Genomic DNA, 13,208 nt, shown 5'->3' with positions numbered 1-13,208 from the left:
GAATCTCCTCAGGCGGCATTCTTGAGTTTCGGGTCCAGCGCATCGCGCAAACCGTCGCCCATCAGGTTGATTGCCAGCACGCTGAGCAAAATGGTCAAGCCAGGCAGGCTCACCACCCACCAGGCGCGTTCGATGTAGTCTCGGGCCGAGGCCAGCATGGTGCCCCACTCCGGGGTGGGCGGCTGGACGCCAAGGCCGAGGAAGCCCAGGGCGGCGGCGTCGAGGATCGCCGAGGAAAAGCTCAAGGTTGCCTGCACGATCAGCGGCGCCATGCAGTTGGGCAGCACGGTGATGAACATCAGGCGCGGCAGGCCGGCACCGGCGAGGCGGGCGGCGGTCACGTAGTCACGGTTGAGTTCGCCCATCACCGCGGCGCGGGTCAGGCGCACGTAGGACGGCAGCGACACGATGGCGATGGCGATCACGGTGTTGATCAGGCCAGGGCCGAGGATGGCGACAATCGCCACGGCCAACAGCAGCGAGGGCAGGGCGAGCATGATGTCCATCAAACGCATGATGGTCGGGCCGAGCAGGCGCGGGAAGAACCCGGCGAACAGTCCCAGCAGGATGCCCGGGATCAGCGACATCACTACCGACGACAAGCCGATCAGCAGCGACAGACGCGAGCCCTGGATCAGCCGCGACAGCAAATCGCGCCCCAGTTCGTCGGTGCCCAGCAAAAATTGCATCTGACCGCCTTCGAGCCAGACCGGCGGTGTCAGCAAAAAGTCGCGGTATTGTTCGCTCGGGTCATGGGGGGCGACCCACGGGGCGAAGAGCGCGCAGAACACGATCAGGGTCATGAACATCAGCCCGGCCACGGCGCCCTTGTTGCGGGAAAACGCCTGCCAGAATTCTTTGTAGGGGGACGGGTACAGCAGGCTTTGATCGACTGCTACCGAGGTAGTTGGAGTACTCATGGTTTTTGATCTCAGCGCTGGTGACGGATACGTGGGTTGGCAAAGCCGTAGAGCACGTCCACGACGAAGTTGACCAGAATCACCAGGCAGGCGATTAACAGGATGCCGTTCTGCACCACGGGATAGTCCCGGGCGCCGATGGCTTCGATCAGCCACTTGCCGATGCCCGGCCAGGAGAAGATCGTTTCGGTCAGCACCGCACCGGCCAGCAGTGTGCCGACTTGCAGGCCGACCACGGTCAGCACCGGGATCAGCGCGTTGCGCAGGCCATGCACGAATACCACGCGCGAAGGCGACAGGCCCTTGGCGCGCGCGGTGCGGATATAGTCTTCGCGCAGCACTTCGAGCATCGAGGAGCGGGTCATGCGGGCGATCACCGCCAGCGGAATAGTGCCCAGCACGATGGCCGGCAGGATCAGGTGGTGCAGGGCGTCGAGGAACGCACCCGGCTCATCGGCCAGCAGCGTGTCGATCAGCATGAAGCCGGTTTTCGGCTCGATGTCGTAGAGCAGGTCGATCCGTCCCGACACCGGCGTCCAGCCCAGGGACACCGAGAAGAACATGATCAGGATCAGGCCCCACCAGAAGATCGGCATCGAATACCCCGCCAGGGAGATGCCCATCACCCCGTGGTCGAACAGGGATCCTCGCTTGAGTGCCGCGATCACCCCGGCCAAAAGGCCCAGGATACCGGCGAACAACAGGGCGGCCATGGACAGCTCCAGGGTCGCGGGAAACAGGGAACTGAACTCGGTCCAGACGCTTTCGCGGGTGCGCAGCGATTCGCCGAGATCGCCCTGGGCCAGTTTGCCGATGTAGTCCAGGTACTGGGCATACAGCGGTTTGTTCAGGCCAAGGCGTTCCATTGCCTGAGCGTGCATTTCGGGATCGACCCGACGTTCGCCCATCATCACTTCCACGGGGTCGCCGGGGATCATGCGAATCAACGCGAATGTCAGCAAGGTGATGCCGAAGAACGTGGGGATCAATAATCCCAGTCGGCGGGCAATAAAACTAAACATCTTAAGGTGTACCTCATCAGCCGGTTAGGCGTGCCCGACAGCTCCTGGGTAAGAGTTGCCGGGCGTTTTCTTATCTACTTCACCTGGGTGGTGGCGAAGTTATTGGTCGTAAGCGGGCTAATCACATAACCCTCTACGTTCTTGCGCATTGCGGTAAACATTCGGGTGTGGGCCATGCTGATCCACGGCTGGTCCTGGTTGAAAAGCACCTGAGCCTGTTCATAGAGCTTGGTGCGCTCCTCGGGGTTCACTGTGGCGCGGGCCTGGTCGATCAGCGCCTGGAATTGCTCGTTGCACCAGCGCGCGTAGTTTTCGCCGTTCTTGGCCGCTTCGCAACTGAGCATAGGCGTCAGGAAGTTATCCGGGTCGCCGTTATCGCCCGCCCATCCGGCGGAAACCATGTCGTGCTCGCCGTTCTTGGCGCGCTTGAGCATTTCGCCCCACTCCATCACGCGGATGTCGACCTTGATCCCGACTTTGGCCAGGTCGGCCTGCATCATCTGCGCGCCGAGCATCGGGTTGGGGTTGGTCGGGCCGCCGCCGTTACGGGTGAACAGGGTGAACACGGTGCCTTCAGGTACGCCGGCTTCCTTGAGCAGTTGACGGGCTTTGTCCAGGTCCCGGGGCGGATTTTTCAAATCATGATTGAAGCCCAGCAGCGTCGGTGGGTACGGGTTGACCGCCACGGTGGCGTTGCCCTTGCCGAACAGCGCGTTGACGTAGGCTTCCTTGTCGAAGGCCAGGTCGATGGCTTTGCGCACCCGCACATCGCTCATGTATTTGTGGCTGGTATTCAGGGCGGTGTAGGAAACGGTCATCGCGTCCAGTTCCGCCACCTTCAGGTTCGGGTCTTTCTTGATGCTGGGGATGTCATCGGGTTTTGGATACAGCGCGATCTGGCACTCGTTGGTCTTGAGCTTTTGCATGCGCACGTTGTTGTCGGTGGCGATGGCCAGGATCAGCGCATCGGCCGGTGGCTTGCCACGGAAGTAGTCCGGGTTGGCCTTGAAACGAACCTGGGCATCCTTGTTGTAGCGCTGGAAAATGAACGGGCCGGTGCCGATCGGCTTGCTGTTGAGGTCGCCGGTCTTGTTTGCCTTGAGCAACTGGTCGGCGTATTCGGCCGGGTAGATCGAGGAGAAGGCCATGGCGATGTCCGCCAGAAATGGCGCTTCGCGGCGGGTCAGGCTGAACTTGACTGTGTGCTCGTCGACTTTCTCGACGCTCTTGAGCAGCTCTTTGAAGCCCATGCTTTCAAAGTAGGGGAAGCCTACGCTCGACAGCTTGTGCCAGGGATGATTCGGGTCCAGCTGGCGCTGAAAACTCCAGACCACGTCGTCGGCATTCATGTCGCGGGTCGGCTTGAAATAATCGGTGGTGTGGAATTTGACGCCTTTGCGCAGATGAAACGTGTACGTCAGGCCGTCGTCACTGATGTCCCAGGATTCGGCCAGGGCCGGAATCACTTCGGTGGTGCCGGGCTTGAAGTCGGCCAGGCGATTGAAAATGGTTTCTGCCACGGCATCGGCAGTGACTGCAGTCGTGTACTGGACCATGTCGAAGCCTTCCGGGCTGGCTTCTGTACAAACCACCAGGGGTTTGGCCGTGGCGCCTACGGCGACACTCAGCAACGCAGCGGCGATGGCTGCGCGTAGGGGATTCATGTTCATCGGCAATCCTCTGCAATCGGTTCAATGGCAAAAACCGAACGACCGACCTTGTGAGTCGGCCGTTCGGTGGATGGTTTAGAGAATGTTGAACGGGATGGTGGTGACCAGGCGGAATTCGTTGAGGCTGCCGTCGGCCTGGTTTTCGCTGGCGCGGTGCGTGGTGTAGGTCGCGCGTACCGCGGTGGCTTTCAGTGGGCCGCTTTGTACGGCGTAAGACGCACCGATGCCGTATTCGTAGTGATGTTCACCGTCCATGGCTCTCACATCGGTATAGCCGGTGCTGTTGTAATGCGTACCGTCGATGCCCCAGCCGCGAGCCTGATAGATGTTGAATTTCAGGCCTGGCACGCCGTATTCAGCCATATTCAGGCCATAGGCGATCTGGAAGGACTTCTCGTTCGGGCCGTTGAAGTCCGACAGCAGGGAGTTGGCCAGGTAGATGCCGTTGGTTTCGTGCAGGTAGTCGAAGTACTCGTTACCGTCCACTTCCTGGTACGAGAACGTCAGGCTGTGGGCTTGGTGAGTCAGGCCAAACGACAGGGAGTAGGTATTGTTGTCGATATCACCCAGTTTGCTTTTGCCCGAATCCACGGTCCTGTAGTAGTTCAGGCCGGTGGTCAGGCTGAGCACCGAGCTGTCGCCCAATACGTGGCTGGCGCCGAAGTAGTATTGGTTCCACAGGTCTTCGGCCTGGGTGCCCCACAGGCTGGTGGTGAGGCTGGCGAACGGCTGGTAGGTGATACCGGCGGTGTTCACATGATCAGCTTCGGCCGAGGAGCTGCCGTATTCGGAGCGGAACTTGGCGAGGCTTTGCTCGGTACGTGGAGAATTGCGGTCGAAGGTCGCGACGTCGAATGCCAGGTTTTCCAGTTCTTCGCTGTGCAAGCTCACGCCCTGGAAGCTCGAAGGCAGGGCACGGTTACCGATGACGTCGACCATCGGGCTGCTGAAGTTTTGACGACCGGCGGTCAGGGTGGTGTTGGAAACCCGCGCCTTGACGTTCGCCAGGCCCAGTTTGCTCCACTGGTCGACGGCGTCGCCGTCGGAGTGCGCCAGGGTACGGTTGGAACCGCCCATGATGTCATCGTGATCACCAAGCAACGCGATAGCGTTATAGGCCGCGACTTCGGTGCTGAAGCCAACGGTGCCTTGGGTGAAGCCGGAGGTGTAGTTCAGGATGGTGCCCTGAACCCAGTTGGTACGGCGCGAATCGCTGTGTGTAACGCCGTCGCGCGTGTAGCTGAAGGCGCCGCCGCGGCGTCGCAATTCGTTCGAATACCAGTTGCGAGTGCTGCCACTGACCGACTGTCCTTCTACGAAACCGGTGGCTTCGGATTGAGCGCTGGTGGTCTTGACGGTCACCGGATTGAACGCCTGGCTCTGCGATTCTGCGTACGCCGTGGCGGTGACGCTGCTGATGGCCAAGGCCAGTAACGCGGTGCTGCTAAGTTTCATGGGTAACGCTCCTTTTCTTTCTTTTAATGCCGGTCTTTTTTAGTGATACGGCTATCGGTTTTTACAACTCATCTTGGCTTCGCAAACGTTTGCACCACGCCTGAACGGTGAATTTCGGCAAGACGTCTACGTGAGGGCCCCAAATGGGGCCCTGCTGTATGGCTAATCAGTTATGGGTTCAGGCTGACGCCCGAGAATACGTTGCGACCGAAGGGGCTGACCTTGAACCCTTCGACTTTGGCGCTCAGCGGCTGGTTGACCGTCGAGTGAGCGACAGGGGTGATCGGCACTTGCTGCTTGAGCAATTGCTGGGCCTGTTTGTAGAGCACGGTGCGCTGGTCGCGATCGGTGACGACCTTGGCCTGCTTGATCAGCTTGTCGTAGTCCTGATCACACCACATGGAGTAGTTGTTGCCGCCAATGGCATCGCAGCTGTACAGCGTGCCCAGCCAGTTGTCCGGGTCCCCGTTGTCACCGGTCCAGCCGATCAGGCTGACATCGTGCTCGCCGTTCTTGGTGCGCTTGATGTATTCGCCCCATTCATAGCTGACGATCTTCACCTTCAGGCCGATTTTCGCCCAGTCGGCCTGAAGCATTTCGGCCATCAGCTTGGCGTTGGGGTTGTACGGGCGTTGGACCGGCATGGCCCAGAGGGTGATTTCGGTGCCTTCCTTGACCCCGGCAGCCTTGAGCAACTCTTTGGCTTTTTCCGGGTTGTAGGCGGTGTCCTTGATCGTATCGTCGTAAGACCACTGGGTCGGCGGCATGGCGTTGACCGCCAGTTGCCCTGCGCCCTGGTACACGGCGTTGAGGATGCTCTGCTTGTTCACCGCCATGTCCAGCGCCCGGCGCACTTCGACCTGGTCGAACGGTTTGTGACGGGTGTTATAGGCGATGTAGCCGAGGTTGAAACCGGGTTTCTCGATCAGTTGCAGTTTCGGGTCGTTCTTCAAGGCCGGCACATCGGCTGGACGTGGATGCAGGGTGACCTGGCATTCGTTGGCCTTGAGTTTTTGCACCCGTACCGAGGCATCGGTGTTGATGGAGAAGATCAGGTTGTTCAGCTTGACCCGCTCCGGCGCCCAGTACTGTTTGTTGGCGACATAGCGGATGTTGGAGTCTTTCTGGTAGCTCTTGAACTCGAACGGCCCGGTGCCGATCGGCTTCTGGTTGATGTCGCTGGGCTTGCCGGTCTTGAGCAACTGATCGGCGTATTCGGCCGACAGGATCGCGGCGAAACTCATGGCGATATTCTGGATGAACGCGGCGTCCACACTGTTGAGCGTCATGACCACGGTCAGCGGCCCGGTGGCCTCGACCTTGGCGATGTTCTTGTTCAGGCTCATGCCGTTGAAGTATGGAAACTCGGTCGGGTAGGCCTTACGGAAGGGGTGCTGCGGGTCAAGCATGCGGTTGAAGGTGAACAGCACGTCGTCGGCGTTGAAATCCCGGGTCGGCGTGAAGTAATCGGTGGTATGAAACTTCACCCCTTCGCGCAGGTGAAAGGTGTATTTCAGGCCGTCTTCGGAAATGTCCCAGCTAGTCGCCAGACCAGGTACGACGTTGGTCGCGCCCTTTTCAAACTCGGCCAGGCGGTTGTACAGCGGTTCGGCGGCATCGTTGTCAGTGGCGGTGGTGTATTGCGCGGTGTCGAAACCGGCGGGGCTGCCTTCGGAGCAGAACACCAGACTGCCGCCGGCGGCCTGGGCCATGGAAGTGGCGGCCAGCAGGCCGGTGCCCAGCAATGCGGATAAAACCAAGGTATGGCGCATGACGCTCCCTCTCTCTATGGGGTGTTTAACAGTGACCGGCGCCCGTGCAGGACCTGTCCGGGCACTGAGTTCAATCCATTGCGAACAGCGATGCCGCAGCGCCAGCAGATCGACCTGGCTCCCGACGGTATGGGCCGCGGGCCAGGCAGTAAATGCGTAACGCCTGAAAGACTTGTGGGAAAAGGCGATACGTCCTAAACCAGCTGCTGTGGTACGCAGTGCTTTTGGATGTAGGCGTTTTCCTGAGTCTTGGCCTAAAGCAACGGTATGCCGTGGGAGCGAGCCCTGCTCGCGATGGCGTTGTTGGTACACCGCCATCGCGCTTAAAAAGGGGCTGCTACGCAGCCCAGCGGGAGCAAGCTCCCTCGCCACAGGTCACTTTATTTGCTGACGCTGACGCCGTAGAAGGAGTTCAAGCCAAACGGGCTGATCTTGAAGTCCTGCACATTGGCGCGCATGGGTTGATACACCGTCGAGTGAGCGATAGGTGTCATCGGCACAGCGTCCTTGAGGACGTGTTGCGCCTGTTTGTACAGTTCGGTGCGCTTGGCCTGGTCGGTCGTGCGCTTGGCCTGCTTGACGAGGTCGTCGAACTTCTTGTCGCACCATTTGGAGAAGTTGTTACCGGCCAGCGAGTCGCAGCCGAACAGCACGTTGAGCCAGTTGTCCGGGTCACCGTTGTCACCGCTCCAGCCAATGATCATGGCCTGGTTCTCGCCGCCCTTGGAGCGCTTGATGTACTCGCCCCATTCGTAGCTGACGATGTTGACGTTCAGGCCGATCTTCTTCCAGTCGGACTGCAGCATTTCAGCCATCAGCTTGGCGTTCGGGTTGTACGGACGCTGTACCGGCATCGCCCACAGGGTGATGTTGGTGCCTTCCTTGACGCCGGCTTCCTTGAGCAGCGTCTTGGCTTTCTCAGGGTCGTACTTGGCGTCCTTGATGGTGGTGTCGTAGGACCATTGGGTCGGCGGCATGGCGTTGACCGCCAGTTGACCAGCGCCCTGGTAGACCGAATCGATGATCTGTGGCTTGTTGACCGCCATGTCCAGCGCCTGGCGAACTTTCAGGTCGGCCAGAATGTTCGGCTCGTTGCTGCCCTTGATCTTGTCCATCACGTTGTAAGCGATGTAGCCCAGGTTGAAACCCGCCTGGTCAGGCATCTTCAGTGCCTTGTCTTCCTTCAGCGCCTTGAGGTCGGCTGGGCGTGGGAAGAGGGTGACCTGGCACTCGTTCTTCTTCAGCTTCTGGATACGTACCGATGGGTCGGTGGTGATGGCGAAGATCAGGTTGTCGATCTTCACGTCTTCAGGCTTCCAGTAGTCCTTGTTCCCGGTGTAGCGGATGTTGGAGTCTTTCTGGTAGCTCTTGAACACGAACGGGCCGGTGCCGACCGGTTTCTGGTTGATGTCGGGGGCCTTGCCTTCCTTGAGCAGCTGGGCAGCGTACTCGGCGGACTGGATCGAGGCGAAGCTCATGGCCATGTTCTGGATGAACGCGGCGTCAACATCCTTGAGGGTGAACTTGACGGTGTGGTCGTCGACTTTATCGATCTTGGTGATGTTGGTGTCCATCCCCATGTCGGTGAAGTACGGGAATTCGGTCGGGTAGGCCTTACGGAACGGGTCATCCTTGCTGATCATGCGATTGAAGGTGAACAGCACGTCGTCGGCGTTGAATTCACGAGTCGGCTTGAAATACGGGGTGGTGTGGAACTTGACGCCTTCACGCAAGTGGAAGGTGTAGGTGAGGCCGTCTTCGGAAATGTCCCATTTGGTCGCCAGGCCAGGAATCACAGCGGTGCCGCCGCGTTCGAACTGGGTCAGGCGGTTGAACATGGTTTCTGCAGAGGCGTCGAAGTCGGTTCCGGTGGTGTACTGACCAGGGTCAAAACCGGCCGGACTCCCTTCGGAGCAGAACACCAGGTTAGTCGCCGCATGGGCGAAAGGTGCGCTGGCTAACAAGCCTGCGCCGACTAAAAACGGAATGACCGCGTGTTTAAGCATGTTGGCCTCATGATTTGTTGTCATTTTTGGATTTGAGGGCGACCTCGTGAGTCGTCCTGCGGATACTTATGCAGGCCCCATACCCAATGCAAGATCCAGAGCGGTTACAGGCCTGAAACAGTGGCACGAACGTACCTTAATGTCGCATCTGTGTAACTTCTGACGCATTTGATCGTTTGCGTGGCCGTTTCTGATACAAGTCGCGCCCGATTCCTGTGCGCCTCGAAGGTATTTGTGCACCGCATTGGGGCAGGTATCACCCCATGAAACCCGCGAGATAGAGGGGTGCAACCCAAGGGTCTTTATGTGTTTATCGACGCGGCCTTTGTGTGTATTGCGCGCTACTGGGTTAGCTCGGGTTGGTGACGTGGCGGCCTGCTAGCCGGCCTGTTTCTTGCGGTTGTACCCCGATCCAATGGTGGGAGCGAGCCTGCTCGCGAGGGCGGTCCGGCAACCGACGCCTACGCTTCGTCGAACACCAGACCCGTGGCGAGGGAGCTTGCTCCCGCTGGGCTGCGTAGCAGCCCAAAACCTGACACCTCGGTTTGTCAGATGAATGGCGTCGCTGTTTTTAGGGCCGCTTCGCGCCCCAGCGGGAGCAAGCTCCCTCGCCACGGGGTTTGCGGCGTCAGGAAGCGAAGCGGCACGAGTCATTCATTTGTGTCGGAAGGATCACCGGCCCCGAACCGAAACATCCCACAGTTTTTTAGGGTTGCCGCTCGGAAGTGGGCTCTCTAACCTTTTTCTTGTCGCTGCGATTCAGCGACCGGGAGTGGGAACCCGAAATTAATAGGTCGTAAGCCTCACGACCATAACGGCAAGTGATGGCTCCAATTTCATCAGGAGCATGCACATGAACGAAGGAAAGACTGAACCGAACTTCAACAGAACAAATCCATTGGCGGATTTCGATTCCATCGAAGACCTACTCAAAGACCGAGCCGCCGCAGAGCGGGCACTCAATCATTACCTCAATCCAAAAAAACCAGAGCCAAGCACCGATCCGCGCATCGACAGCCTGTTTTCCGTCACAGCGGAAGCCGACGCCGACACGCTGCTGACCAGCACCTCCGAAACCCTGGCCTCGATAAAAGCCATGGCCGAGGACCTGGCCTTTGAAGTGGAGGGCACGCGGCGAAGTGTGGCGCTGGGGATTCATCAGTTGGTGGAGTTGTGTCAGTTGCTGGTGGACAAGGCGTTGGATCAGCTTGAAGTGCCGGCCAGCCCGGCACCTTGATCCCCTCGCCACGGAAGTTGATCGTTCCCATGCTCCGCGTGGGAATGTAGCCCGGGACGCTCTGCGTCCCTTTCCAAAGCCGAACGCGGAGCGTCCGTGGAGGCATTCCCACGCGGAGCGTGGGAACGATCGGCAACGATCAGGCGGGTTACTGCATCAACACCTCAACCACCCCATCCGCCGTCATGTTCACTTTGCTGGTGCCCGCTTCCACTTCAGGCGTCACCGACTCGGCATCCATGGACGCCGCTTTCATCATCATCTGCGGGCGCATGTAGGGCTGTGGGTAGCCGTTGCTGTTGAGGTTCAGGTTGACGATTTTGTAACCCTTGCCGCCCAGGGCTTCGGTGGCCAGTTGGGCGCGGGCTTTGAAGGCGTTGACGGCGTCCTTGAGCAGGGCGTCTTCGCTGGTCTGGCGGGTGGCGGTGGAGATGGTGAAGTCCATGCCGCCCATTTTCAGGTCGGTGAGTAACTCGCCAGTGAGTTTGGACAGGGCCGCGAAGTCGGCGCTTTCCAGGCGCAGTTCGGCGCGTTCGCGCCAGCCGGTGATTTTCTGGCCTTTGTTGTCGTAGACCGGGTAACTGTTACGGCTGCCCTGGCGCAGGGTGATGTCCTTGACCTGCTTGGCCTGGCCGATGGCTTTGTTCAGCGTGGTGGTGACGGCCGCGGCGAGTTTGGCCGGGTCGGTGTTTTGTTCCTCGGTGTAGAGGGTGACGATCATCAGGTCGCGGGCGACTTCCTGGCTGGCTTCGGCGCGCAGGGAAATCTGGTTGTAGTGAAGCTCATCGGCGGCCAGGGCCGGCAGGCTGGCGACGGTGCCGAGGCTGAGGGCGAGCAGGGCGGCGTGACGACTGAACGTTTGCATGAAAGCTCCTTGGGATGAGGCGCAGGGGTGAGATCCGGGCCTGCGTGAACGGTAAGACTCTAGCTTTTATGGGCGGGTTCGCACAGTTACAACTTCTATACAGATTGCGGGTGAGAGGCTTTTTGTGGCGAGGGGATTTATCCCCGCTGGACTGCGCAGCAGTCCCAGAATTGTCATGATCTAGCTCAGCGTGGTGCCCGACCTTATTTTGGGAGCCGCTTCGCGCCCCAGCGGGGATAAATCCCCTCGCCACAATGGTTAGTGTGTCATTTCGGGGCTGTGGCGCTTTGCCGCATAGCTGCCTGTGCAAGCCGCGCCTTGGTTATACTCCGTGCGATCCGCCTGGAGCGCTCATCAGGAGAGCTCATGCTCGCCCCTTTGCAAATGACTTCCGCCTCTCGCCAGAACCTCTGGCGTCTGACGTTTATCCGCATTCTGGTCCTGGCCGCCCAGGCCGGGTCCGTGGGGCTCGCCTATTGGTTCGAGCTGCTGCCGCTGCCGTGGCTGCAATTGGCGATCACCCTGGCCTGCTCTTCGATACTGTGCGCGCTGACCGCCATCCGCCTGCGCACCTCGTGGCCGGTGACTGAGCTGGAATACGCCGTGCAACTGGCCTGCGATCTGTTTATCCACAGCGCGTTGCTGTATTTCTCCGGCGGCTCCACCAACCCTTTCGTGTCCTATTACCTGGTGCCGCTGACCATCGCCGCGGTGACGTTGCCGTGGCGGTATTCGCTGATCCTGTCCGGCATCGCCCTGGCGCTGTACACCTTGTTGCTGGCGCGCTTCTATCCGCTGGAAACCTTCCCCATTGCCCGGGAAAACCTGCAGATATACGGCATGTGGCTGAGTTTCGCCCTGGCGGCGGCGGTCATTACGTTTTTTGCTGCGCGCATGGCCGAAGAGTTGCGTCGTCAAGAAGAGCTGCGGGCCATTCGCCGTGAAGAGGGCCTGCGGGACGAGCAATTGCTGGCCGTGGCGACCCAGGCCGCGGGTGCCGCCCATGAGTTGGGCACGCCGTTGGCCACCATGAGCGTACTGCTCAAGGAGATGCGCCAGGATCATCACGACCCGGCGCTGCAGGAAGACCTCGGTGTATTGCAGGATCAGGTCCAGCTCTGCAAGGAAACCCTGCAGTACCTGGTGCGTGCCGCCGAGGCCAACCGCCGGCTGGCCATCGACATGCAGGACGTCACCGACTGGCTCGACGAGGCCCTGAATCGCTGGCACCTGATGCGCCCGGAGGCCAGTTATCGCTTCCAGCGTCTGGGTCAAGGACCGGTGCCGCGCATGGCGCCGCCACCGGACCTGACCCAGGCGTTGCTCAACTTGTTGAACAACGCCGCCGACGCCTGCCCCGAAGGCCTGGAAGTGGCGCTGGACTGGAATGCCTACGAGCTGACCATAAGCATTCGCGACCATGGCGCCGGTGTGCCGCTGGCGATTGCCGAGCAAATCGGCAAGCCGTTCTACACCACCAAGGGCAAAGGTTTCGGCCTGGGCCTGTTTTTGAGCAAGGCCAGCGTGACACGCGCCGGCGGCTCGGTGAAACTCTACCCCCATGAGGAGGGCGGCACGCTCACCGAGCTGCGCCTGCCCCATGCCGACCGAGGAGACGAACATGAGTGACGAGATCCAAGTCGACGGCGAAGAACTGCCGCATCTGTTGCTGGTGGACGACGACGCCACCTTCACCCGCGTCATGGCCCGGGCCATGTCCCGTCGGGGCTTTCGCGTGAGCACCGCCGGTTCCGCCGAGGAGGGCTTGAGCATCGCCCAGGCCGACCTGCCGGACTACGCCGCGCTGGATTTGAAAATGGACGGCGACTCGGGCCTGGTGCTGTTGCCCAAACTGCTGGAGCTGGACCCGGAAATGCGCGTGGTGATCCTCACCGGTTACTCGAGCATCGCCACCGCGGTGGAGGCGATCAAACGTGGCGCCTGCAATTACCTGTGCAAACCGGCCGACGCCGATGATGTGCTGGCGGCCCTGTTGTCCGAACACGCCGATCTGGACACCCTGGTGCCGGAAAACCCCATGTCGGTGGACCGCCTGCAATGGGAGCACATCCAGCGGGTGCTGACCGAGCACGAAGGCAACATTTCCGCCACTGCCCGCGCCCTGGGCATGCACCGGCGCACCTTGCAGCGCAAATTGCAGAAGCGCCCCGTGCGTCGCTGAACCTGCGCTGAACAGATGTTGTCCACCCTCGCGGCAAATCGGGCCGTTGTTCTATGATCGGCCCGAGTTTTTTTTCTTT

General features: G+C 60.1%; 10 protein-coding genes. 3 read left to right on the top strand and 7 right to left on the bottom strand.

Translation table 11 applies throughout. The features are described from left to right. Positions 1-8: 8 nt before the first annotated feature. The 6 genes from MKS85_RS05320 to MKS85_RS05295 all read right to left on the bottom strand — a co-directional run bounded on the left by MKS85_RS05320 (position 9) and on the right by MKS85_RS05295 (position 8,845). Positions 9-920: an ABC transporter permease subunit gene (locus MKS85_RS05320; RefSeq protein WP_188250983.1), complete on the bottom strand. Its 912-nt coding sequence runs from the start codon at positions 918-920 to the stop codon at positions 9-11. Positions 921-931: 11 nt separating this feature from the next. After that, entirely contained in the window at positions 932-1,942 is a 1,011-nt protein-coding gene (locus MKS85_RS05315) for an ABC transporter permease subunit (protein WP_047229029.1), read from the bottom strand. Between the two features lie 74 nt (positions 1,943-2,016). After that, positions 2,017-3,612 carry an ABC transporter substrate-binding protein gene (locus MKS85_RS05310; RefSeq protein WP_188250982.1) on the bottom strand — a complete coding sequence of 532 codons (1,596 nt, stop codon included), beginning with the start codon at positions 3,610-3,612 and terminating at the stop codon, positions 2,017-2,019. Positions 3,613-3,687: 75 nt separating this feature from the next. Beyond that, positions 3,688-5,067: an OprD family porin gene (locus MKS85_RS05305; protein ID WP_139049138.1), complete on the bottom strand. Its 1,380-nt coding sequence runs from the start codon at positions 5,065-5,067 to the stop codon at positions 3,688-3,690. Positions 5,068-5,237: 170 nt separating this feature from the next. Continuing rightward, on the bottom strand, positions 5,238-6,839 hold the full coding sequence (locus tag MKS85_RS05300) for an ABC transporter substrate-binding protein (RefSeq protein WP_047229026.1): 1,602 nt from the start codon (positions 6,837-6,839) through the stop codon (positions 5,238-5,240). A 380-nt stretch (positions 6,840-7,219) separates the two neighbouring features. Further along, positions 7,220-8,845: an ABC transporter substrate-binding protein gene (locus MKS85_RS05295; protein ID WP_076383545.1), complete on the bottom strand. Its 1,626-nt coding sequence runs from the start codon at positions 8,843-8,845 to the stop codon at positions 7,220-7,222. Positions 8,846-9,698: 853 nt separating this feature from the next. Between MKS85_RS05295 and MKS85_RS05290 the strand changes: the two genes are divergently transcribed. Then, entirely contained in the window at positions 9,699-10,082 is a 384-nt protein-coding gene (locus MKS85_RS05290) for a DUF6124 family protein (protein ID WP_107321874.1), read from the top strand. A 148-nt stretch (positions 10,083-10,230) separates the two neighbouring features. Here MKS85_RS05290 and MKS85_RS05285 read toward each other — a convergent pair whose 3' ends face one another. Next, complete coding sequence (locus tag MKS85_RS05285; RefSeq protein ID WP_047229019.1) at positions 10,231-10,947, bottom strand: SIMPL domain-containing protein; 717 nt, start codon at positions 10,945-10,947, stop codon at positions 10,231-10,233. A 366-nt stretch (positions 10,948-11,313) separates the two neighbouring features. Between MKS85_RS05285 and MKS85_RS05280 the strand changes: the two genes are divergently transcribed. Both MKS85_RS05280 and MKS85_RS05275 read left to right on the top strand, forming a co-directional pair. Continuing rightward, the gene (locus MKS85_RS05280) at positions 11,314-12,576 is read left to right on the top strand and encodes an ATP-binding protein (RefSeq protein WP_047229018.1); all 1,263 of its coding nucleotides are present in this window, start codon (positions 11,314-11,316) and stop codon (positions 12,574-12,576) included. Next, the gene (locus MKS85_RS05275) at positions 12,569-13,129 is read left to right on the top strand and encodes a response regulator transcription factor (RefSeq protein ID WP_047229017.1); all 561 of its coding nucleotides are present in this window, start codon (positions 12,569-12,571) and stop codon (positions 13,127-13,129) included. Before MKS85_RS05280 ends, MKS85_RS05275 begins: the two co-directional genes overlap by 8 nt. The last annotated feature ends 79 nt before the right edge of the window (positions 13,130-13,208 follow it).

The organism is Pseudomonas sp. JL2, assembly GCF_031570495.1.
GTDB lineage: Bacteria > Pseudomonadota > Gammaproteobacteria > Pseudomonadales > Pseudomonadaceae > Aquipseudomonas > Aquipseudomonas rhizophila.
The sequence above is the reverse complement of the archived record's forward strand: the minus strand, read 5'-3'. Positions and strand labels throughout refer to the sequence as shown.